General features: G+C 62.2%; 20 protein-coding genes. 9 read left to right on the forward strand and 11 right to left on the reverse strand.

All coding sequences use genetic code 11. From position 1 onward, the window contains the following. Window positions 1–111: 111 nt before the first annotated feature. From ABIC75_RS10100 to ABIC75_RS10120, 5 genes are all read right to left on the reverse strand, one after another. Entirely contained in the window at window positions 112–999 is an 888-nt protein-coding gene (locus tag ABIC75_RS10100) for a cytochrome c oxidase subunit 3 (protein WP_354013694.1), read from the reverse strand. Window positions 1,000–1,108: 109 nt separating this feature from the next. Then, window positions 1,109–1,240: a hypothetical protein gene (locus ABIC75_RS10105; RefSeq protein ID WP_354013695.1), complete on the reverse strand. Its 132-nt coding sequence runs from the start codon at window positions 1,238–1,240 to the stop codon at window positions 1,109–1,111. 50 nt (window positions 1,241–1,290) lie between these two features. Further along, window positions 1,291–2,910 carry a cytochrome c oxidase subunit I gene (gene ctaD / locus ABIC75_RS10110; RefSeq protein ID WP_354013696.1) on the reverse strand — a complete coding sequence of 540 codons (1,620 nt, stop codon included), beginning with the start codon at window positions 2,908–2,910 and terminating at the stop codon, window positions 1,291–1,293. A gap of 47 nt (window positions 2,911–2,957) precedes the next feature. Then, entirely contained in the window at window positions 2,958–3,932 is a 975-nt protein-coding gene (coxB, locus tag ABIC75_RS10115; RefSeq protein ID WP_354013697.1) for a cytochrome c oxidase subunit II, read from the reverse strand. A 24-nt stretch (window positions 3,933–3,956) separates the two neighbouring features. Beyond that, the gene (locus tag ABIC75_RS10120) at window positions 3,957–4,400 is read right to left on the reverse strand and encodes a DUF2244 domain-containing protein (RefSeq protein WP_354013749.1); all 444 of its coding nucleotides are present in this window, start codon (window positions 4,398–4,400) and stop codon (window positions 3,957–3,959) included. Window positions 4,401–4,925: 525 nt separating this feature from the next. Between ABIC75_RS10120 and putA the strand changes: the two genes are divergently transcribed. Both putA and ABIC75_RS10130 read left to right on the forward strand, forming a co-directional pair. Then, window positions 4,926–8,081, forward strand: a complete 3,156-nt coding sequence (putA, locus tag ABIC75_RS10125) for a bifunctional proline dehydrogenase/L-glutamate gamma-semialdehyde dehydrogenase PutA (RefSeq protein WP_354013698.1) — start codon at window positions 4,926–4,928, stop codon at window positions 8,079–8,081. Window positions 8,082–8,134: 53 nt separating this feature from the next. After that, the gene (locus tag ABIC75_RS10130; RefSeq protein ID WP_354013699.1) at window positions 8,135–8,866 is read left to right on the forward strand and encodes a TlpA family protein disulfide reductase; all 732 of its coding nucleotides are present in this window, start codon (window positions 8,135–8,137) and stop codon (window positions 8,864–8,866) included. 3 nt (window positions 8,867–8,869) lie between these two features. On the opposite strand, the gene ABIC75_RS10135 is transcribed toward ABIC75_RS10130, so the two are convergent. Then, on the reverse strand, window positions 8,870–10,357 hold the full coding sequence (locus ABIC75_RS10135; RefSeq protein ID WP_354013700.1) for a flavin-containing monooxygenase: 1,488 nt from the start codon (window positions 10,355–10,357) through the stop codon (window positions 8,870–8,872). A gap of 64 nt (window positions 10,358–10,421) precedes the next feature. Then, entirely contained in the window at window positions 10,422–11,228 is an 807-nt protein-coding gene (locus ABIC75_RS10140) for an acid phosphatase (RefSeq protein ID WP_354013701.1), read from the reverse strand. A 129-nt stretch (window positions 11,229–11,357) separates the two neighbouring features. Between ABIC75_RS10140 and ABIC75_RS10145 the strand changes: the two genes are divergently transcribed. Continuing rightward, on the forward strand, window positions 11,358–12,431 hold the full coding sequence (locus ABIC75_RS10145) for an AraC family transcriptional regulator (protein ID WP_354013702.1): 1,074 nt from the start codon (window positions 11,358–11,360) through the stop codon (window positions 12,429–12,431). Between the two features lie 20 nt (window positions 12,432–12,451). Beyond that, complete coding sequence (locus ABIC75_RS10150) at window positions 12,452–13,390, forward strand: PLP-dependent cysteine synthase family protein (RefSeq protein ID WP_354013703.1); 939 nt, start codon at window positions 12,452–12,454, stop codon at window positions 13,388–13,390. A gap of 761 nt (window positions 13,391–14,151) precedes the next feature. Here the strand turns inward: ABIC75_RS10150 and ABIC75_RS10155 are convergent. Further along, a complete protein-coding gene (locus ABIC75_RS10155; RefSeq protein WP_354013704.1) occupies window positions 14,152–15,369 on the reverse strand; it encodes a M23 family metallopeptidase in 1,218 nt (405 codons plus the stop codon). Between the two features lie 294 nt (window positions 15,370–15,663). Between ABIC75_RS10155 and ABIC75_RS10160 the strand changes: the two genes are divergently transcribed. Continuing rightward, window positions 15,664–15,924 carry a hypothetical protein gene (locus tag ABIC75_RS10160; protein ID WP_354013705.1) on the forward strand — a complete coding sequence of 87 codons (261 nt, stop codon included), beginning with the start codon at window positions 15,664–15,666 and terminating at the stop codon, window positions 15,922–15,924. Between the two features lie 264 nt (window positions 15,925–16,188). Here the strand turns inward: ABIC75_RS10160 and ABIC75_RS10165 are convergent, their stop codons facing one another. Continuing rightward, window positions 16,189–17,208 carry a DUF1684 domain-containing protein gene (locus ABIC75_RS10165; protein WP_354013706.1) on the reverse strand — a complete coding sequence of 340 codons (1,020 nt, stop codon included), beginning with the start codon at window positions 17,206–17,208 and terminating at the stop codon, window positions 16,189–16,191. A 402-nt stretch (window positions 17,209–17,610) separates the two neighbouring features. After that, a complete protein-coding gene (locus tag ABIC75_RS10170) occupies window positions 17,611–18,360 on the reverse strand; it encodes a UTRA domain-containing protein (RefSeq protein ID WP_354013707.1) in 750 nt (249 codons plus the stop codon). A 53-nt stretch (window positions 18,361–18,413) separates the two neighbouring features. Here ABIC75_RS10170 and ABIC75_RS10175 point away from each other — a divergent pair, with 53 nt between their 5' ends. Both ABIC75_RS10175 and ABIC75_RS10180 read left to right on the forward strand, forming a co-directional pair. Then, a complete protein-coding gene (locus ABIC75_RS10175; RefSeq protein ID WP_354013708.1) occupies window positions 18,414–19,565 on the forward strand; it encodes a DSD1 family PLP-dependent enzyme in 1,152 nt (383 codons plus the stop codon). A gap of 9 nt (window positions 19,566–19,574) precedes the next feature. After that, the gene (locus ABIC75_RS10180; protein ID WP_354013709.1) at window positions 19,575–20,495 is read left to right on the forward strand and encodes an ornithine cyclodeaminase family protein; all 921 of its coding nucleotides are present in this window, start codon (window positions 19,575–19,577) and stop codon (window positions 20,493–20,495) included. 123 nt (window positions 20,496–20,618) lie between these two features. Here the strand turns inward: ABIC75_RS10180 and ABIC75_RS10185 are convergent, their stop codons facing one another. Continuing rightward, complete coding sequence (locus ABIC75_RS10185; protein ID WP_354013710.1) at window positions 20,619–21,536, reverse strand: hypothetical protein; 918 nt, start codon at window positions 21,534–21,536, stop codon at window positions 20,619–20,621. Between the two features lie 233 nt (window positions 21,537–21,769). On the opposite strand from ABIC75_RS10185, the gene ABIC75_RS10190 reads away from it, so the two are divergent. Together ABIC75_RS10190 and ABIC75_RS10195 are read left to right on the forward strand one after the other, a co-directional pair. Beyond that, window positions 21,770–22,099, forward strand: a complete 330-nt coding sequence (locus ABIC75_RS10190) for a hypothetical protein (protein ID WP_354013711.1) — start codon at window positions 21,770–21,772, stop codon at window positions 22,097–22,099. Between the two features lie 446 nt (window positions 22,100–22,545). Next, entirely contained in the window at window positions 22,546–22,923 is a 378-nt protein-coding gene (locus ABIC75_RS10195) for a hypothetical protein (RefSeq protein WP_354013712.1), read from the forward strand. Window positions 22,924–23,046 lie beyond the last annotated feature (123 nt).

Raw genomic sequence — 23,046 nt, forward strand, 5'->3', positions numbered from 1 at the left:
CCGATCGGCGGGCCTTTGTTTTGCGCAACGCACCCACCACGCAGGCGAGCACGGGAGCCCCACAAAAAAGCCCGCCTTCCGGCGGGCTTTTTGCTGCGACGCGCCAGCGTCTCAGAGGATGTAGACGAACATGAACAGGCCCAGCCACACCACGTCGACGAAGTGCCAGTACCAGGCCACCGCTTCGAACGCGAAGTGGTGTTCCTTGGTGAAATGGCCCTTGGCCACGCGCAGCCAGATGATCGCCAGCATGATCGTGCCCAGCGTCACGTGCATGCCGTGGAAGCCGGTGAGCATGAAGAAGGTCGACCCATACACGCCACTCTGCAGCGTGAGGTTGAGCTCCTTGTACGCCTCGATGTATTCGTGCGCCTGGAACCACAGGAAGGTGGCGCCGAGCAGCACGGTGAGGCCGAGGAACAGGAGGATCTTGCCGCGATGGCCGGCCTTCAGCGCGTGATGCGCGATGGTCACCGTGACGCTGGAGGAGAGCAGGATCAGCGTGTTGAGCAGCGGCAGGCCCCAGGGCGCCACCGTCTCGAAACTGCCGCCGATGCGCTCCGGACCACCACCGCCGCCAGCACCCCACGAAGCGGCGTAGTCGCTCCACAGGAACTGGTGGGTGAGCACGCCATGACCTTCGCCACCCAGCCACGGCACCGCGAACATGCGGGCGTAGAACAGCGCGCCGAAGAAGGCGGCGAAGAACATCACCTCGGAGAAGATGAACCACATCATGCCCATGCGGAACGAGCGGTCCACCTGGTTGTTGTAGTTGCCCGCGAGCGACTCGCGGATCACCGAGCGGAACCAGCCGAAGAACATCAGCAGGATGCCGACGAAGCCGATGCTCAGCATCGTCTTGCCGAAGCCCGCCTCACCCGGAGGCGCATTCAGCCAGTGCGCGGCACCGAGCACGGTGACGAACATGACCACCGCGGCCACGATCGGCCACTGGCTCTTGGATGGAACGAAATAAACGCCTTCTTGCTGAGCCATGCTGAGATCCCTATGGAATGCTCTGTCAACTTCCGCCCGTGCAATGGTCGCGCGGGCTGCAACCCGTGATGCCTGCTCGACACCGCGGAGGAATACGGCAGCGGTTGCGTCAGGAGTACTTCAGCCCCTGCAACAGCGAGAGCACGAAGATCGCAAACGCGATGCTGCCAACCACCGTGACGGTGAGTCGCACACCTTTCTTGCGGGCCTGCTCAATCGTTGTCGTAGACGGCTGGTTCATCGTTTCGCTTCCTTCCGCTCCGGCGCGAAACCGGAGCGGCAATGCTTGGATCAATCTTCGACGTGGCCGTGTGCCAGTTCGTCATCATGGATGACCGGCGGCACATCGAACGTGTGGTACGGCGCGGGCGACGGCAGGGTCCACTCCAGGCCCTTGGCGCCTTCCCACACGCGATCCGGTGCCTTCTTCTTGGAGAACCACACCGCGTGGATGATCACGCCCAGGAAGATCAGCTGCGAGGCGCCGAACAGGAAGCCGCCGATGGAGCTGATCATGTTGAAGTTGGCGAACGCGACGTTGTAGTCGGGAATGCGGCGAGGCATGCCGGCCAGGCCCAGGAAGTGCTGCGGGAAGAACAGCACGTTCACCCAGATCACGCTGTTCCAGAAGTGGATCTTGCCCCACGTTTCCGAATACATGTGGCCGGTCCACTTCGGCAGCCAGTAGTACGTACCCGCGATGATCGCGAAGATCGCACCGGTCACCAGCACGTAGTGGAAGTGCGCCACCACGAAGTAGGTGTCGTGATACTGGAAGTCGGCCGGAGCGAGCGCGAGCATCAGGCCCGAGAAGCCGCCGATGGTGAACAGGATGACGAACGCGATGGCGAACAGCATCGGCGTTTCGAACGTCATCGAGCCGCCCCACATGGTGCTGACCCAGTTGAACACCTTCACGCCGGTCGGCACCGCGATCAGCATGGTGGCGTACATGAAGAAGATTTCGCCGCCCAGCGGCAGACCCACCGCAAACATGTGGTGCGCCCACACGATGAACGACAGGAATGCGATGGACGCGATGGCGAACACCATCGCCTTGTAACCAAAGATCGGCTTGCGCGCGAAGGTCGGGATGATCTCGGAGACCAAGCCAAAGGCCGGCAAGATCATGATGTAGACCTCGGGGTGACCGAAGAACCAGAAGATGTGCTGGAACAGCACCGGGTCGCCACCGCCAGCCGCGTTGAAGAAGCTGGTGCCGAAGTATTTGTCGGTGAGCAGCATGGTCACCGCGCCGGCCAGCACCGGCATCACCGCGATCAACAGGAACGCCGTGATCAGCCAGCTCCACACGAACACCGGCATCTTCAGGAGATCCATGCCCGGCGCGCGCATGTTGAGGATGGTGGCGATGATGTTGATCGCGCCCATGATGGAGCTGATGCCCATCAAGTGCACCGCGAACACCAGGTACGCCACCGAGTCACCCTGCAGCGACAGCGGCGGATACATCGTCCAGCCGCCGGCGGGGCCACCGCCCGGAAGGAACAGCGTGGAAAGCAGCAGCGAGAAGGCGAACGGCAGGATCCAGAACGACAGGTTGTTCATGCGCGGCAAGGCCATGTCCGGCGCACCGATCATTAGCGGGATCATCCAGTTGCCCAGGCCCACGAAGGCCGGCATCACCGCGCCGAAGATCATGACCAGCGCATGCATCGTGGTCATTTCGTTGAAGAAGTACGGCTGCACCAGCTGCAGGCCGGGCTTGAAGAGCTCCGCGCGTATCACCATCGCGAAGCTGCCGCCGATGAAGAACATCAGGAGCGAGAACACCAGGTACAGCGTGCCGATGTCCTTGTGGTTGGTGGACATGCACCAACGGACAAAGAAATTTTTCGGCGCGCCGTGATGATCGTCGTGATGATGATCGTTTGTAGCTGCGTGGGCCATGCCTTACACCTCTACCTAAATACGAATGCTGTGAAGAAGCTGATCGCTCAGCCCTGATGGCCCTGGGAAACAGGTGCGTCGGTCGCCTGCGCCGTGGTCGGCGCGGCAGCGGTGGAAGCCGGCGCCGGAGCGGCAGGCTGCGCCGGCTGCTGCGGCTTGTTGGCCTCGGCCTCCTGCTCGGCCAGCCACTTCTCGAACTCGGGCTTGGGCAGCGCCTGCACCACGATCGGCATGAAGCCATGGTCCTGGCCGCACAACTCGGCGCACTGGCCGCGATATACGCCCGGCTCGGTGATGTTGGTCCAGGCGGCGTTGACGATGCCCGGGATGGCATCCATCTTCCAGCCCAGCGCCGGCACCCACCACGAGTGGATCACGTCGCCGGCCGTGATGACGAAGCGGATCTTGGTGCCCACCGGCACCACCAGCGGCTTGTCCACGTTGAGCAGGTAGGTGTTCTCGTTGCCCACCTTCACCGCGTTCGGGTCCAGGCCCGAATTGAGCTGGCGGGTCTCGTCGCTCTCGCGATCGAGCTTGGACATGAAGCCGACCTTCTCGATCGCCTTGCCCTTGTAGTCGACGTAGTCGTAGCGCCACTTCCACTGGTAGCCGGTGACCTTCACGGTCATCTGCGAGCCGGTGGTGTCGGCGAACGTGCGCAGGCCGCCCGTGGCGAGATAGGCCAGCACGATCAGAATGATGACGGGGATGGTGGTCCACACGATTTCGAGCGTGGTGTTGTGCGACCACTTTTCGGCCACCGCGCCGCGCGATTTGCGGAAGCGGAACATCGCGATGAACATCGCGCCGAACACAAGGATGCCGATCACGACGCACACGCCGAGGGCAACGTTGTTGAGGAAGTAGGCCTCGGGCGACCACTCGGAGGCGCCGCGGGTCATGTTCAACTGCCCTGGCTGCGGATTGGCCAAAGCCACGCCGCCGAACATGGTGAGGGCGAAGAGTGCGCTTGCCGCCACTGCTCGCTTGATGCTGCCAGGCTTGATGCCGCCAGATGTCATGTCGTGATGCACCCTTTGTTGAACCTACCTGCGCTGCGGACCACGTTGGATATCGGCCAGCAACACCATGAGTTTCCTTGACAGCTCGGCACGCTCCTCTTCCCCGAGGAAAGCCCCGATTTCCAGCTCCCGTCCATGCGATGCCAGCAGCAGACGTTCCCTTCCCTGGCCGGACCGCAGCTGCACGCGCACCCAATACGTGGGAAAGCGCGCACTGCGCCGACCTGGCAGGGATTGCACCTCCAGCGACGACTCGTCGAGGGTGATGCGTTCGCTGCGGTCGCCGGCCCGCCAGGCTACGCCTAGGGCGAAAGCCACCGCGGAAGACTCGACCAATGCAAACAAAGGAGCGAAGACATTCCCCTGCCATGCTCCCAACACGGCCGTCGTCAGCGCCAGCGCCGCCAGAACTCCGATCAATCGACGCAGGTCGCGTCGGCTCAGGGCACGATTGGGCTTGAGCCACATCGTTGCGCACGGCAAGCCGGCTGCTGCTGGTCGAAGCACGATCATGAGAACCCGGCGTGCCTGGAACGCAGGCATGATAGGCCGCGAGCGCATCGGGGAGCAACAATGCCGCATGTGCTTGATTTGAAGCAGGGATGAACGCGCAAGTTCGTGCTCGTGCGCACGATGAGACGCCAACGCAGGCGATGTTCGCCTTGAGGAACACGTGTTTGCGCCACGAACAGCGCAAACGGCGCCGACGGGCGGACCGCGCGACGCCATGGGTGCGACCGTTTGCCACGGCCCACGCATCGCACGTCGACCCACCCGACACGCCAGTGACATCTGCGGTGTCGCCGTGCCACCGGCATGACAACGTCGACCAGGGCGGTCCCGCCCTTCCCCAGACCCCAGGCCGCCCATACATATGTATGCGCCAGCCCGCGCGCCTGCCGCACCGCAACACCGCGTACGGGTGCGTGCGTATGCCCCCACGCGTACAATTCCGCGATTCCCCGCCCCACCAACGTTTCGGCTAAAGCCCAAGTGACACAACCTATCCTCAGCCCCGAACTGCCGACCGGCGTCGAACCGGCGCGCGCGCGCATCACTGCCAACTGGCTGCGCGACGAGACCGAAGCGGTCAACGACCTGCTCGCCCAGGCCACCCTGCCGCCCGTCGAGCGCGAAAAGGTGATCGATCTGGCGGCCGACCTGGTGAGCCGTGTGCGCCTGCGCGCCAAGGACCAGAGCGCCGTCGAATCCTTCATGCGCCAGTACGACCTGTCGTCGGAAGAAGGCGTGCTGCTGATGTGCGTGGCCGAGGCGCTGCTGCGCATTCCGGACAAGAGCACCGCCGACAAGCTGATCCGCGACAAGCTGGGCGATGCGAACTGGAAGAAGCACCTGGGCCAGAGCGAGTCGCTGTTCGTCAACGTCTCCACCTGGGGCCTGATGCTCACCGGCAAGTTGGTGACGCTGTCAGAAGAAACGCGCCACGATTTCACCGGCGCGCTGCGTCGCCTGGTGGGTCGCGCGGGCGAGCCGGCGATTCGTCTGGCCGTGCGCCAGGCCATGCGCATCATGGGCCACCAGTTCGTGATGGGCCGCACCATCGGCGAGGCGCTGGACCGCTGCGCGCAGAAGGAATACGCGGTCTATCGCTATTCCTACGACATGCTCGGCGAATCGGCGCTCACCAGCGAAACCGCCGAGCGCTACCAGCAGGATTACCGCAACGCCATCGCCGCAATCGGTTCGCGCGGTCCGTTCGCCAACCACACCGATGCGCCCTCGATCTCGGTGAAGCTCTCAGCGCTGCATCCGCGCTACGAAGTGGCCAAGCGCGAGATCGCCCGTCGCGACCTCACCGCCAAGCTGCTCGAACTCTCGCAGCTGGCGATGAAGCACGGCATCGCGCTTTCCGTCGACGCGGAAGAAGCCGATCGCCTGGAACTCTCGCTGGATATTCTCGGCGACGTCTTCGCGCATCCGTCGCTGCAGGGCTGGAACGGCCTGGGTATCGTGGTGCAGGCGTATTCCAAGCGCACGCCGTTCGTCATCGACTGGCTGATCGAAACCGCGCGCGCCAGCGGCCGCCGCTGGTACGTGCGACTGGTGAAGGGCGCGTACTGGGACGCGGAAGTGAAGCGCGCGCAGGAAAACGGCCTCAGTGGTTACCCGGTGTATACGCGCAAACCGAACACCGACGTGTCGTACCTCGCGTGTGCACGCAAGCTGTTCGACGCAGGCATCGAGCTGATCTATCCGCAGTTCGCCACGCACAACGCGCACACCATCGCCGCCGTGCATCACCTGGCGCAGAACCGTCCGTACGAATACCAGCGCCTGCACGGCATGGGCACGGACCTCTACGCCGAAGTGATCGGCAAGCAGAACCTCAACGTGCCGTGCCGCGTGTACGCGCCGGTGGGCACGCATGAAGACCTGCTGCCTTACCTGGTGCGCCGCCTGCTCGAGAACGGCGCCAACACCAGCTTCGTCAACCGCGTGGTCGACGAAACGCTGCCGGTGCGCGAACTGGTCGCCGATCCGTGCGAGACCGTGCGCTCCTTTGCCTCCATTCCTCACCCGCGCATCCCCCTGCCGGTGAATCTCTACGGTGAACTGCGGAAGAATTCCATGGGCGTCAACTTCTCCAACGACAACGAACTGAAGGCCCTCGCCGAGGCGATCCAAAGCAAGAGCGGCCCGTGGAATGCCGAACCGCTGGTGCCCGGCGCCAAGAGCACCGGCGCCACCGTGCAGGTGACCAATCCGGCCGACCGTCGCCAGACCGTGGGCAGCTACGTCACCGCCGACAGCGCCACCGTCGACAAGGCTCTCGCCAACGCCGTCAACGCACAGCACGCGTGGGACCGCCTGCCGGCCGCCAGCCGCGCAGCGATTCTCGAGCACGCTGCCGAACAACTCGAAGCGCGCCGTGGCGAATTCATCGCGCTGTGCGTGCGCGAAGCGGGCAAGAGCCTGCCCGACGCCATCGCCGAAATCCGCGAAGCGGCCGACTTCCTGCGTTATTACGCGACCATGGCACGCCGACTGTTTGGCCATCCGGAACAGTTGCCCGGTCCCACCGGCGAGAGCAACCAACTGTTCTTGAACGGCCGTGGCGTGTTCGTCTGCATCAGCCCGTGGAACTTCCCGCTGGCGATCTTCCTGGGCCAGGTCAGCGCCGCGCTTGCGGCAGGCAACGCCGTGATCGCCAAGCCCGCCGAACAGACCAGCCTGATCGGCTACGTCGCCGTGAAGCTGCTGCATGAAGCCGGCGTGCCCGCCGACGTGCTGCAATACCTTCCGGGCGACGGCGCCACCGTCGGCGCTGCATTGACGCGCGACCCGCGCGTGGCCGGCGTGGCCTTCACCGGTTCCACCGAAACCGCGTGGGCGATCAACCGCGCGCTCGCCGCGCGCAACGCACCCATCGCTGCGCTGATCGCCGAAACCGGCGGCCAGAACGCGATGATCGCCGACTCCTCCGCCCTGCCGGAGCAGATCGTCAAGGACGTCATTTCTTCGGCCTTCCAGTCCGCCGGCCAGCGTTGCTCGGCGGCGCGCGTGCTGTTCGTGCAGGAAGACATCGCCGACAAGGTGAGCGCGATGCTCGCCGGCGCGATGGCCGAGCTGAAGGTCGGCGACCCGGGCCAGCTGTCCACCGACGTGGGTCCGGTGATCGACGAGGACGCGAAGAAGATCCTGGTCGACCACGCCGCACGCATGGACAAGGAAGCGAAGAAGATCGGCGAAGTGACGCTCGATCCAGCCACCACCGGCCACGGCACGTTCTTCGCGCCGCGTGCGTACGAAATCCCGGGCCTGGCCACGCTGACCCGCGAAATCTTCGGTCCGGTGCTGCACGTGATCCGCTGGAAGGCCGACGAGTTGCCCAAGGTTGTCGAGCAGATCAACGCCACCGGCTACGGCCTCACGCTCGGCATTCACAGCCGCATCGACGACACGGTGGAGTTCATCCAGAGCCGTGCGCGCGTGGGCAACTGCTACGTCAACCGCAACCAGATCGGCGCGGTGGTCGGCGTGCAGCCGTTCGGCGGCGAAGGCCTGTCGGGCACCGGCCCGAAGGCCGGCGGACCGCACTACCTGCTGCGTTTTGCCGGCGAGCGCACGCTCACCATCAACACCACCGCCGCTGGCGGCAACGCCTCGCTGCTCACCATCGGCGAATAAGCGCACCACGGGCCGGCGCACCCGCGCCGGCCCGCACGTTCAAAGGAGCCAGCATGCGGCACGCTTCGCGATTCGTTGGTCTATTCGCCCTCGCGTGGATGCTGTGCCCGCTGCATGCGGCGGACGCACCGAACGACGAACAACGCTTCGTTGCCGCGCTGCAGCTCGGCCCATCAGCCGACGTGCATTATCTCGACGCCGCCGGCAAACCGTTGAGCTATGCCGCCTTCGCGCAGCAGCTCGGCGAAGGCCGCAATTACAGCAGCACCATGGACAGCAAGGCGAACGCAGCGATGCTGCGTTTGCGTCCACCCGGCAGCACAAGCGCGGGTCGCTTTTCGTTCGGACGCGGCAGCGCGTTTCCACCGTTCGAGCTGCCATCCCTGCAGGGCGACACGCAACGCCTGAGCGATTTTCGCGGCCGCTACACGCTGGTGAGTTTCTTTTTTGCCGAATGCGCGCCGTGCATCGCCGAAGTGCCGGCGCTCAACGCGTTTGCGCACGCCAACGGCGACATGGCCTTCGTCGCCATCACCTACGAAGACGCCGCCACGGCGCGCCAGTTCGTGGCCGATCGCGGCCTGAAGTGGCCGGTGCTGCACGATGGGCAAGCGCTGATCGACACGCTGGGCGTCAGCATCTACCCCACGCTGATGTTGATTGATCCCTCGGGCCACGTCGCCGGGGCGGCGGTGGGCATGTCCATGCGCGAAGGCCAGGACAAGCAGCTCGCCGATCTCACCGGCTGGGTGCAGCAATGGAAGAAAGCGACACAGCCGCGCTGACGATCACGCCGCTTCCGTCGAAGCGTTCGCCATGCGCAACTCCAACGCATCGTCCGCGACCGGCCACTTCAGCAGCATCTCGCAATCGCGCTCGTAATTGTTCAACACACGCCACGGCACCTGTCGCCCTTGCTTGGGCAACACGGGCGCACCGCGTTGCACATAGCCTGACGTCAACGCACCCATGATCGACTCGTCCTGCCCTTCATCGGCCGGCGCACGCGGCGTCACCACACGTGCGCCTTGTTCCTGCATATACGCCAGCAGGCGGCAGACGTACTTCGCGGCAAGATCCGCCTTGAGCGTCCACGGCGCATTCGTATAACCGAAGATGCAGGCGAAGTTCGGCGTGTCCTGCAGCAGCACGCCCTTGTACGTCACCAACTCGCCCATCCGACGCGGCTGGTCGTCCACTTGCAGTTGCATGCCGCCCAGCGTCTGCATGTCGAGCCCGGTGGCCGTGATGATGATGTCGGCTTCCAGCGTTGCGCCCGATGCCAGCTGCACGCCGTGCTCGGTGAACGTGGCCACGCTGTCGGTCACCACGGAAGCCTTGCCGCTCTTGATGGCCTCGAACAGATCGCCATCGGGTACCACGCACAGGCGCTGATCCCAAGGTTGATAGTTCGGCGTGAAGTGGCGCATGTCCGCATCGGGGCCGAGTTTCTTGCGCACGCCAGAAACCAGGAAGTCGCGCACCTTGTCCGGCCAGCGGCGAGCCGCCTTGTAGATGAGCCGCGTGAGGAAAATATTCCGTCGCCGTGCCATGCGGAACACCAGCGCCTTCGGCAGGAAGCGCTGCAGCACCGCGGATATCTTGTCGAAACGCGGCAACGAGAGAATGTAAGCGGGCGAGCGCTGCAGCATGGTCACGTGCGCGGCGTCGGCGGACATCGCCGGCACCAGCGTCACCGCCGTGGCGCCACTGCCAATCACCACCACGCGCTTGCCGCGATAGTCCAGCGTCGCCGGCCACTGCTGCGGATGTACGCGCAGGCCCTGGAACCGTTCTACGCCAGGAAATGCCGGAAGGTAGCCGTGATCGTAGTTGTAGTAACCGGTGCAGACGATCAGGAAGCGGCACTCGAACACGCGCGTTTCGCCACGCGATTCGTCCAGCACCTGTATACGCCAGCGCTGCTGTTCGCTTGACCACGACGAGGAGACCACCTTGAGCCCGTAGTGGATCTTGCCGTCCACGCCGTATGCGCGCGCGGTATCGATGACGTAGTTGCGGATGGCATCGCCGTCGGCCATCACGTCCAGCGCATGCCATGGGCGGAATGCGTAGCCGAAGGTGAACATGTCCGAGTCGGAACGCACGCCCGGGTAGCGGAACAGATCCCAGGTGCCACCCATCGCGGCGCGGCGTTCGATCAAGCCCACGTGCAAACCCGGATGATCCATCGCGAGATGACAGGCCATGCCGATGCCGGACAGGCCCGCACCGATGATCAAGACATCGAACGGGGACGAAACCTCACGATCCATGCACTTCGCTCCGTGTCGCGCGGCGAGGAAAGCATTGCGCCAGCTTACGCCGGCAATGGCGTGCTCAGTACGGCGTGGGTTCGATCAAGGCCTTCTCCGCAGCGCACTGCGCGGCGGGCATGGGGTTGTTCGCCTCGCGGTACGCATTCCATTCCCGCTTCGCATCGGCAAGGCTGGACTGGAACGACGGCGACGCGTGCAGCACGGCCACCACGGCCGCACCATTCATCGCGCCTGCTTCCACGGCGCTGAGATTGTGCACGCCGCACACCACGCGGCTGTCGCCAAACGCACGCGAACGCAGCAGCACATCCGTGGCGCGATCGGGCGCCAGCTCCGCCAGCACGAGGCCCACGGCCCAGCCGCGCGTGGCGTGGCCGGAGGGATAGTCGAAGCTGTGCGCGAGCTGCGCGGTGGACTGGCAGGTGGCGCCCTGGTCGATCAGGAACGGCCGCTGCCGCTGGTTGGCCTTCTTCGCCGGCGCCGTGGAGGCATCCGCCGCATTGCTGGTGGCATCCACCAGCGCGGCGAGCTTCGGCAGCCTTGCAGCGTCCAGCGGCGCGCCCATGGCGCAGCTGAAGTCAGCCATCAGCTTGGGCGTGGCGTAATCCACGTCCTGCTGGGCCAGCGCCCAGCGCGGCGAGTCCTGCAGCTTGCGGGTGGCCAGGAACACCTGGCGATCGGCCTCATAACGGGGGCTGCCGGCCTTGGGCGCGGCCGGGAGCAGCTCGGCCGTCTGCAAGGAGGCGGCCACCGATCTCGCGCTGGCCGGCGACAGCTGGGAGACCGGGGTTTGCACCGGGGCGCAGGCTGCCAGCGGCAGCAGGCCCAGCCATACGACGCGACGACAGCCAGCCAGTATCGTGTTCATCGGCATCTCCCCAGGGCAACGAGGCGGCCGGCCTTGTGCATTGCATAAGGCGGCCGGGCGAAGGCCATGATATAGATCAAGGGGTCTCGCCGGGTCCATCCGGCGCTCTCGGGGGTGGGAGCACAGTTCATGTCCGCCGTTGTCAGCCACGTCACCGACGATGCCGCGTCGGCGCAACTGAGCGCCGATGCGCGCTACACCGTGGCCGAAACACCGCCGAACATCCTGGTGCACCTCACCCAGCTCGCCCTGTCGCGCGGGCAGCGCTGCGACGGCTGGTTCGCCGGCTCGGGCCTGCTGCGCGAACAATTGAATGACCCCACGCTGCGCGTTTCCTACCGACAGGCGCGTTCGATCATCCGCCGCGCACAACAGGCCACCGGCGAAGCGGGACTCGGGCTGGCCGTGGGCCGCGCCGAGACGCTCGGCAGCTTTGGCCTGCTGGGCCTGGCCATGATGACCTCGGCCACGTTCGGCGACGCCATGAAGGTCGGCATCACCCATCATCGCGTGAGCGGCAGCCTGGTCGACGTGAGCTTCGAAGTAGTGAGCCCGCGCGAAGTGGCGCTGGCCGTGTGGCCGCGCTTCAACGACGCGCCCTTGCTGCCCTTCCTGTGCGAAGAACTGTTCGCCAGCTCGCTGGCCATCGCGCGCGAACTGGCCGGCCCGACGTTCCGTCCGCTACGCCTGGAACTCACCTACGCGCGCCCTGAGCACGCGCAGGAGTACGCCGATTTCTTCCAGTGCGAGCTGATGTTCGGCGCGCGCCACAACCGCGTGGTGATTGACGCGCAATGGCTGGAGCACCCTCTGCCCTGCCACAACCCGCTTACCGCACGGCAGGCGTTGGCGTTGTGTACGCAGCAACACGACATCGAAGGCCCGCAGCAGGAAGTCGTGGCCTCGGTGGAACGCCTGCTGCGCACCCACCTGCGCCATCAGCCCCGCCTGCCCGATGTGGCACGCATGCTCAACATGAGCGAACGTTCGCTGCGTCGCCGCCTTGCCGAAGGCGGCCGCGTGTTCCGCGAAATCCACGACCGCGTGCGCGCCGAGCGCGCGCTGGAACTGCTGCACGGCGGCACGCTCAGCGTGGCCGAAATCGGCCTGGAAATCGGCTTCAGCGATCCACGCGAATTCCGCCGCGCCTTCAAGCGCTGGACCGGCATGCCGCCAAGGAGCGCGCGCCAGCACGCCGCTTGAAATGTAGAGTGGATCACACGATGAGCCAGGATATCCTCAAGCAGATCGGTCGCACGCCCTTAGTACGTCTCAGGCGGATCGGAAGCCATTTGCCCCGCGAGATCTGGGTGAAGTGCGAGCACCTGAACCCAGGCGGCTCGATCAAGGATCGCATTGCGCTGGCCATCATCGATGACGCCGAAGCGCGCGGCATGCTGCGACCGGGCATGACGCTGATCGAAGCCACCGCCGGCAATACCGGCGTCGGCCTCGCCCTGGTGGCTGCGGCTCGCGACTACCGGCTTGTTTGCGTCATGCCTGAAAAGATGTCCATCGACAAGCGTACCGCGCTGACCACCCTCGGCGCAGAAGTCATCATCACGCCAAACGCGCCGCCATCGAGCGACGATAATTTCCGCAATGTCGCCCAACGTCTTTCACGCGAACATGGCTGGTTTCTCGTCGATCAGTTCCGCAATCCGGCGAACGTTCGCATGCACGAAGAAACGACTGCCAAGGAAATCATCGATCAGACCGGCGGAAACATCGGCGCGTTCGTCGCGGGCGCGGGCACCGGCGGCACGATCTCCGGTGTAGGAAGGCGACTCAAGGCGCTCCACAAGGACATCATGGTGGTGCTGGCCGATCCCGTAGGTTCCGCATTGGCCGACTGGATCGAAACGGGCAAGCCCGGACCCGATGGCTCGTACGCCGTCGAAGGCATCGGCGCAGCCGAACCACCGGCAAATTTGCACCGCGATGTCATCGATAGCGTCGAACGCATTTCCGATGACGAGAGTTTCGACATGGCTCGGCGCTTGATTCGCGAAGAGGGCCTGCTTGTCGGCGGATCGTCCGGTACCAATGTGGCAGCGGCGATGCGCCTGGCAGCCAGCGGCCAAGTGAATGGCCCGATTGTCACCATCCTTCCGGATGGCTGGGACAGGTACCGATCGAAACCATGGCTGCAAGTTTCTTAGCGTGGCCCACAAAACGGATGATGGGCTCCGTAGAGGTTAGTCGCGGAAGGGGCACACTTCATCCATAGAACGGCCGTGGACTACATGAACGCGGCAACGCTCGTGCTTGCGGGCTGGAGTTCTGCCCTGCCGGGCAGTTATCGCGCCTCCAAACCAGAGCGGGCGCGACTCAATATCGCTGCGCTAGGGGAATAAAGCAGGACGACAGGAAACGCGCAGATGGACATGCTATCTCCGAGTGTTCCTGGGGCGGAAGTTGAGGTTCGTCAACGTGCCGTGTATCTATGGACAAGGTCCGCTATCCACCCGAAACGGACCCTGGGGAATCAAGTAAAGAGAGACCTATGGCCGGCCCTGACTATCTGATCGCCCATGCTTGTTTCCGTTGTCGAAAGAGCTTCAAGATTCGCCCACGAAAGGAGCGAAGTGCGACTTGTCCTCATTGTGGGGACGTCATCTGTGAGATGGGACGATCATTCCGAGCGCCCAAACGAAGTGGCGAGGAACAATGGGAAAAGGTCAGGCGCCTTCATGCCGCTGGCTTTCGGTTTTTTAGCTATCGCAGCGTCGATGGCCTTTCATTGCCCTCAAGGCTGTCCGATGTGGCTGCATTCGTTGCCGAGAATCCCCACCATCCACTTCGCATCGCAGCACCCAGGTGACCCACCGCCGATTTAGTAAGGTCCGCTTCGACCCATAGCGAACATGGCAGCAAAGCCGCGCGGAGATAGCAGGCTGCCATCATGACCCACTATCGGTAGTTACTTCGTTTGGGACGGTACGAAGTCCACAATCATCCCCCGAACAGGCAGCTCCCCGGCTCTCTCATCCCAACCGTGGCCCGTCTTTACTCTGTAGCGGTCGATGACATAAGGCATGCCCTCTGAATCGAGGATGTCGGTACCGGTTGCCAGTTGGAAATGCAGATGCGGTTCCCGTGCGTCACCGGAGTTGCCGATGCTTGCAAGCAACTGCCCGCGCTTCACGTGATCTCCCCTCGTGACGCGAAGGCTCCCAGCCTTGAGATGGGCGTAGTAGGCAAACTGTCCATTGCCAAGGTCGAGAATTACGGAGTTACCCGCCACTGTTTCCATGGTGATGGGCACCGCGGTATTGAATCCCGCCGGTGTGCGTGGAATGTTGTCCGGCAGGCCATCCTTTATCCCAACGACTACTGCATCGGCAACGGCCAGCACGTCTTGGCCATAGGCATGGTAAGCATGCACGTCACGGGGATCACCGGAGAACGATGAGCCGTTCTTGATCTGCTTCCAGTCAATGGCGTAGCGCCTCGAAACCTGAGCGGCGCCACCGGCAACAAATAGACCAAGGCGGTGGTGGGATTCATTGCTGGGGCCGTCGGCAGCTGTCCAGTCGGTGCCGGCAACCGGTGCTGATAGCACCGGCAGCGGGCCCCGTGCAGCATGGATGTCTGGGCCGCTGGCTACGCCATTGGGCAGGAAAACGCGATGGCTAATCCTTGATGGCAACGCGGTCTTTCCATCGAACGCTAGGCAAAGGAACGCAACGACGGTCCGTCCTTCGTCAAGACGGTATCCGTGCGTCGTGTCCTTAGGCTGCGGCGCAGCGCCCACCGGCTGCAACACAGAGCGCAGTTCATGCGGTCGGATGCTGGTCACTGGTTCGTTGGACGCTGAGCCTGCATCGACCACGTCGATACCCATGATGTCCATCGACGCTTCCGAGAAGTTCTCGATGTGCAGCTCATAGATCAAGTACTGCCGCCCTCCACTCGGGAAGTAGGTCGGTGCGTAGGGAGTGACTATCTGTAGCTGCGGCGGCGGAAAGGCCAGACCGGCTTCGGCTGGAGTCGGGTTTGCTCTCTCACCTCGTCCGGCCATGATGCAGCCATCGGCGGGTTCACCAATAAGGGTGGCTGCGTGGCCATCCATAGCCATGAAAGCTGAGGTAATCGATATGGCAAGCAGCGCGACGCGGCTGCGAATCCACAAATGCATTGGCACATCCTTATGCTGGGCAGCGCAGGCTTGGTGCGTCTCAGAGAAATCAGTCGCCTAACCATCAAGCTGAGCTGACAAGCCAGACACCGTGCTTTAGTTGATCTTCACAATACTAATGATCTTGCCGATCTGGCATAGGTCTCTTGGCACCTCCCGCGGCAAGTCGAAGCTGAGTCGCGACGCGTTGTAAGCTGGGAATGTCCGTTTTCGACCCACAGCGGACCTCTCAGGTACGGGCTCAACGCCTGGATCGCTTCGGATGGTGTGGTCGCTTATAGGTGGGTAAATTCTATGGATATCGATTCCCCAGCCCGCGCCATCCTTTTGGAACTGAGGGCGAAGGTAGAGGGCGGGGGCGAAGGGGGAATTTATGGTGACCGAACCAAAGCGCTCCATGACATCGACGCGCTGCTCGCGAATCCCTCCGTGCACCAAGTAAAGCTGTTGCTCCTGCCGACGGCCAATCTGCAGGAGCTCTCCATGGACTGTGGATGGGGAAGCCTGTTTAACGATCTCGCTGCCCGGCTCGAGGCGGTTTTAGGTATCGATTAGGTGCATGCGGCTAAGGTCCATTTTCGCCCCCTAGCGGAACCAGGGGCGAACGCCAGCTGGCCCTGCCGCAGTTCTCGAGTCAAAAAAAGCCCCGCATTCGCGGGGCTTTTTCGTACATAAGGACGTTCGGTAGTCAGGCGCCTCGGTGGCTTGGCGCAGCCCATTCTCGACTAAGCCAGGAGCGTGATGTGATCTCCGATTCTGGCCTCAGCAGCGCGAGCCAGGTGGGATTCATGGCTATAGCCCAAATAGCCCCGACGTTCACTAAATATCCTCATGCACCTTCTTTTCGCCAGCATTTATACGCAAATTGAGGCGATTTTCAGGTATCGCTATGGGGCAATTAGGGAAAGGCATGAATGCGCAAGGAGGATTGACGGCCTTATTGAAATCCAAGACGATTTTTCCATCCTTGGCTGCAGGGGTCATTAAGAAGCGGGCGCCGCCATAAGTCTCTTTGCCAGAAGTGCGATCTGCAAAGACGAACAATACCTCGTCGTCTGACTGCATATAAGGCATGAGTTCGTAACGTTTTCCATCTCGAAAGAACACTGCCTTGTTCTTGAACTGGATCTTTTGAACGGAGCCCTGTATGTAAGCCACCTCGACTTCACGAGGCTGTTTTAGGGGCTCCCAGTCCGCGGTGATCTTCCAGCTGGAGTCAATGGGGAAATAATCGAGGCCCTTGAAATTGACGAGTCTCGGGGCCTGGGTATCGGTAATGAGGAGCCGCTTTTCGCCCTTGTTATAGTCGCCTTCGTAGGAATAAATTTTCAGCGTTTCAGTGCCGATATGCACCGCGGTGGGCGTACGGCTGCCTTTCACGGGCTCCAGCAACAAGGTTCCATCGGGGAAGAAATACAAGCCATTTATATGAAATGGTTCGATGCTGCCTTGCCCTGAAGGCGAGTGGTCGAACGTGGCATGGCCACCGTTCGCCAAAGCCAAACTGATGGGGCCATTGTCAACGTAAGTAAGGTTGCCCAGATGCGAGGGCCCCGATGGCAACACAATGTCTTCGTCCGCTGCAGATCCAATGCGAGTGACGCCTGGTCGCACAACCTCAGAGTTGGTAACGCCTAGCCAGCTTTGAGGAGACTTTAGCTTTTCAAACCGTTGTTGCTGCCACTGCTGGATCTCAAGCTGATAGCTGTCGGCGGCAGCTTGCGCAACTCCACTCGTTGCACAGACTGTTGCCAAGGCAATTAAGTACGACGAAAACTTACGCATCATGTTCACGAGCCCTTGTCTTCTTGATTGTGAAAACACGGGCGTGTCAGCCAAGCAATCAGCCTCCACGCGCATGTGCAGCCGCTTTTTTGGGCCACCCTTATGGCGTAAAGGCAAACGCAATCAGCAGGAAAATGCAGAGCGCGTTGCTCACGCCATAGGTCGGATTAGTTCCGCAGCGAAGGCCGATGGTTACCCATCGAGGCTTGAGGTCCTCAGTCGACATTCATCTTGTTGACTCTTCATCGAGGCGAGGCGACGAATTCAAAACGGCGCACCGTGTTACCTCCGCGTCACCATCGCTAGTGGAGCGCAGGTTCGCAGATCAAGAAAAGCGCTCGGGCTTTCTTCAGTTGACGCGCATGATCGTGCAGAACCATTCGCCGCTTGCTTTCGATATCGACGAGCTCGATGAAGTGCGGCAACATCTCAGCACGGCGTTGAGATACCGGTTACTCAAAAATCAGAGCTCGCTCGGATGCAGCCATTCATCGCGCCGTTCAGACCTGCACGTAGCATCCTCGCTACCGTGACAACGCCAGCCGCCGACCAGGTCTTTCGAAGGACCTCAAGGGCTGGCGTGCCGCTTGGCACCGCAAGTAGCTGCTCCTCCCGTGCCGAGATACTGACTGCGCGGACTTGTTCGCTGCCCTGTCGATAGGGTCGGATGCGCATCAAGCGCGAGAACAGGGTCTGATGGCTCAGGTCGATGGCCATCCCGTCAGGGATGAACACCGGATCCATCCAGCGATCTTCCAGCTCGAACGGTATCTCGTCCTCGAAATGAACGATAACCGCGTGAAAAAGTGGGCCGGTGTCGGCGGCGCCAAATGCCGTTGCTATGGGCGACGGCGGTTGAACGATTTCTCGCGTCAGCACATCGGCTCGATGTACGCCGCCGCGATCTTCGATTTCCCGTATGACATCCAGGTGCGCGTATTCGGCGATGTATGCGCTCGGTTCGGCCACATAGGTGCCCGATCCACTTCGGCGCGCCAGAAAGCCCTGCGACGCAAGATCTCGAAGGGCGTGGTGGACAGTCATTCGGCTGACGCCGAAGGTCGCCACCAATTCGTTCTCCGAGGGTATTCGATAACCGGTCGCCCACTCTCCCGTCGTGATCTTCTCGATGACGTACGCGGCAACTCGATCGCGTAGCCCCTGCGGCTTGGCGCCAGCCCCCTTTCCTGTTGGCAGTAGCTTCATATGAATAGACAGACTATTATCAAATGTATATACATTTATAGCAGGAGGTGGCTGTGTCTTCAAAACCATCGAGCGTGGTCGACGCGTTGGCCACGCGCCAAACCCCGGAACTGATCCTCGACGAAGGCCGGATGCTGCGCAATGTGGATCGCCTTCGTGCCCACCTGGAGCCACTCGGTGTCACCTTGCGGCCGCACATGAAAACGGCCAAGTCCATCGAGGTTGCACGTCGCGTCCTCACTGGCGGCGCCGGGCCGGCGACTGTCTCCACATTGAAGGAGGCCGAGGAGCTATTTGCCGCCGGCGTGACAGACATTCTGTACGCGGTGGGCATTGCGCCCCATCGTCTTCCAAGGGTCCAGGCATTGCGGGCAGCAGGCTGCGACCTGAGTGTGGTACTCGACTCGTTGGAACAGGCGGAGGCGGTGGTCGCGGCAAGCGCTAACGCTCCCATTCCTGCGCTGCTGGAGATTGATTGCGACGGCCACCGCTCCGGCCTCAAGCCGCGCGATCCCGCCATTGTCGAGATTGGACATGCGCTGGTGAGGGGAGGCGCTCACCTGCGTGGGGTCCTCACTCATGCCGGAGAGAGCTACACGGCGCGGAGCGAAAGCGAGCTTGTCGCCTTCGCCGAGCTTGAGCGAAGCGCCGCTGTCGACGCAGCCGGGTTGTTGCGCCAGGCGGGCCTTCCTTGCCCTACGGTGAGCGTGGGTTCTACACCGACGGCCCACTACGCGCGAAATCTTGATGGTGTCACTGAAGTGCGCGCTGGCGTCTATGTTTTCTTCGACCTCGTCATGGCGGGCATTGGCGTGTGCCAAATCGAGGACATCGCACTGTCCGTGTCGACCACAGTCATTGGCCATCAGCCGGACAAAGGCTGGGTCATCGTGGACGCGGGATGGATGGCACTCAGCTCAGACCGAGGCACGGCAAGCCAAGCGGTGAACCAGTTCGGCGGAGTCGTGTGCGATGCGGCCGGAAAGCCTTACCCCGATCTCCTACTCATCCAGGCGAACCAGGAGCATGGCATTGTCGCGGTGCGGCCTGGAAGCGGTGCCAGGTTGCCGCCACTGCCGGTGGGTACCGTGTTGCGCATCTTGCCCGTTCACGCTTGTGCAACTGCCGCGCAGTTCGATGCGTATGCGGTACTTCCCGCCACCGGAGGACCATTGCAGAGCTGGCCTCGGTTCCGCGGCTGGTGAGGAGATGCCATGCAAGTGATGACCGAAGATCAAAGCAGGCGCCTTGTCACGCGTGCGCTCGCGTACACCGCCGCACGAGAAGCCTATATCGCAGCCGATGACAAGCTGGCGCATATATTTCCCGCGGTCATCGCGCACGGGTCCGACCCTGGCAACCGGTTCTCCATCAAATCGGGCGCTACAGCCCAATTGGCGGGCTTAAAGATCGGATCGTATTGGCCGGGAAATACCGCTCGCGGCATGCAGAACCACAGTTCGACGATCCTTCTGCTAGATCAGGCAACGGGCCGAATAGCCTGGGCGATTGAAGCCGGTGAGGTGAATGCCTATCGCACCGCGGCTGCAGATGCCGTCGCCGCCGATGCCCTGGCCAGGCGCGACGCATCGGTGCTCGCCATATTCGGCGCCGGCCACCAGGCCTTGCATGAGTGCGCTGCCCTGGCGGAGATACGTCCTCTAACGCACGTCCTGGTCGTCGCTCGGTCGCAGGAGCGCGGACAAGCTTTCGTCGGAGCGCTCATCGAGGCCGGCTTCAACGCCGAGCTCTCAGGCGCCGAAGAGGCGTGTGTACGCGCGGATATCGTTGTCACGGCCACCGCCGCGACGGCTCCGCTATTCGAAGCCGAGTGGATCCGGCCCGGCACACACGTGGCCAGCATGGGCTCAGACGCCAGAGGTAAGCAGGAGCTTCCACCAGCGCTTTTCGACCGCGCGTCACTGTTCTGCGATCTGCCGGCGCAAGCGGTCGTCCTGGGTGACCTGCAGCACTTCTCGGGCGACGTAACGCGGATCACGCCCATCGGGCGAGTGCTTTCGGGACAGGCGCCCGGGCGCAAGGATGATCACGACATCACAGTATTTGACAGCTCAGGAATTGCCCTGCAGGACCTATACATGGCCTGGAAACTCGTGCTCGCCGCTGTCGCATGACCTGATCGCCGCGCGCGAACCGGCGACCTATCACTCACTCAGTGGGGATCCTGGAAAACAGGGCTGGATCCATGTTGCTTCCAGACACCAGTGCCGTCCCGTCTCAGGCAAAGCAACCCCAAATCACGGCTTCAAATACAACATCCCATCCCCAAAATCGATCACTGCATGATTCGCCAGCATCACATCGGCGCCCAGAAAACCGCCGATCTGATCCGCCGGCGACGCTGGTCGCGGAGTGGCTTCGTAGTCATACAGATCCAGCACCCGGGTGTTGTCGGGCACTTTCACCGCCTGACCTTCAATGCTCAGCGATAGCGCACTGGCCGCTGCGTATGACTTGCCGGTGGTGCCGGTGGGCCCGCCATAGGTATCCACTACCTTGCCAAGGGTGATGTTGGCGCGCTTGGCCGTGTGGTCATCGATAAAGAAATTGGCCACCGTGGAGACCACAAAATTGGCGCTCGCACCGTTGAGCGCCACTTGCACTTCGTATTCGTTGGTGGCGGCGTTCCATTGCATGGCGTGCGCGACATAGCCCGCAGCCAACAAGCGCTGGCGTTCCTGTGCGGTGTCGGCCGACGAATGCGGAATACCGATGCGGTGCTGATCAAAATCCACCAGCACCCGTCGCGCACGCAACCAGCCCATGCCCAACATGCCCTGCATGGTCTGCTTCTGCGGCACCTCAAACACCTTGAGCGGCGCGTCCTTCACCACGTCATCGCCCACCTGCAGCGTCTTTACCGTAGTCATAGCCACACCCTGGTTGCTGACCTGGCCGGGCCCGGTAATGCCGTAATGCCCACTGGACTGCAGCGGCCCGACCCCGGCCTGCTCCGCATTGGCATGGGTGGTCATGGCGTAGAACCCCGCATTGGCATGCACCATGAAGGAAAACGGCACCTGGTTGATGCGCACATCCACAAAGGGACGGATGCCAGACACCTCACGCAGCTGGAACGGCGTCCACTGCGTCTCGGCAAAGACCTGGGAGGACGCAAGGGCCAACAACAGGCCAAGGGCAAGGGCTCGACGCATGGGGAACTCGGTATTGGGGACGTGGGGATGGCTGGCGGGCGAAGCACACCGACGGCCTTCCAGGATCGTACGCGCGGGCCGCCGTAATGCCATATGTCATGAGTTGTGGTGCTATTACGCTCGTCATCGGTGCCAGCCTGGCAAGCTGGCTGTCAGAGAAGTGCGCAAACCCAGCGAGCAAGTAAATGTCCCCTCCCGGCCCAACGCGGACCTGTCAGACATAGGCAAAGAATATGGATTCGTTCTCCGTGCGGTGCATTTTTCTATGTGAGCGCCGTGATGATCAAAAGCTCGACTACTTGTACGAGGAGCGGATTACGCTATGGCAAGCGGAGGTGATCGATATCGCCATTGAATTGGCGGAGAACGAAGCGCGGTCCTATGCTGAGGAATCATCCGAATATCTTGGGCATTCCCAGGCATTTGCACTGTTTGAACCAGTGAGTGCTTCGGGTGTTGAGGTGTTCTCGTTACTTCGTGAGAGCAATCTTTCACCGAAAGCCTACCTAGACGCATTTTTTGATACGGGGCGCGAGCGGCAGCAAAACTCGCCCGGCAATTGATTCATGCATAGCGGCGTACGTGCAGCACTTCGTGAGAGCGGCGACGTCCGCTTCCGACCCGAAGCGGACCTCAAATAGAACCGTGCTGGGGGACATTCTTGGCTGAGTCCGTGAAAGTCAAAGTCGAATGGTCGGGAGAGAAGTTGGCGAGACCGCCAACTTTGGGAACCTACTCAACGGTCGCTCGATTTGCAGATGACCACGATTGGCCTAACGGCGATACGTGGAGCATCGTTCTGCTTCTACCTTCGGTGGACGAAATGCGAGGCGGACCTTTTGAGGCGAAGGCACGGTTTCTCGCCCCCGACGCCCCAGTAGACCGCCTAAGCCCTGGGTCCGTATTCGAGCTCTTTGAAGGCCGGGTCAAGACGGCTACCGTACTGGTCTTATGACTGCTTCCGACCCGAAGCGGACATTTTTCGACAGCACGCATATGGAAGGTGCAAATGCCATCGTTAGCCAAACTAACCATGTTCTTCGTGTACAGCGGTGGCGCAGTGCTGGTCGGGACGATATTCGCGTCGGTAGTCGTCGCGCGCTTTGCTGAATCCATCAAGCCGCCCTTGATGAAGAGGCTGCGACACGCCGCGAGAGCAGCTTATGCACTCGCATCTTATCTCTTCGCGGGTGGTTTTCTGGCATCACTGCTAGTGGAGGTGCTCATTGGAAGATCTTCTCAGACCTCCCGCGCTGGCGGAACGCTGACGGTTTTCCAAACCGACTCGCCCTTTCTCTTCTGGGCGCTGACGGCATTCAAAGGGGTCGCTGTGCTGTTTGCCTTTTACCTAGCTTCGAGGGTTTCGAAAGATCCACCGTTAGATTGATACAAGCGCTGGAATGTCCGCTTCCGACTGCGACTTCAGCTGGTCACTGCAACACATTGCTGGAATCGTTCTGCCGGCGTTTCGAAGTTCAACGTCTGCCGAGGCCGCTCGTTCAGTCGCCGA

Origin of the sequence: Dyella japonica, from assembly GCF_040545895.1 — a bacterium.
Classification (GTDB): Bacteria; Pseudomonadota; Gammaproteobacteria; order Xanthomonadales; family Rhodanobacteraceae; genus Dyella; species Dyella japonica_D.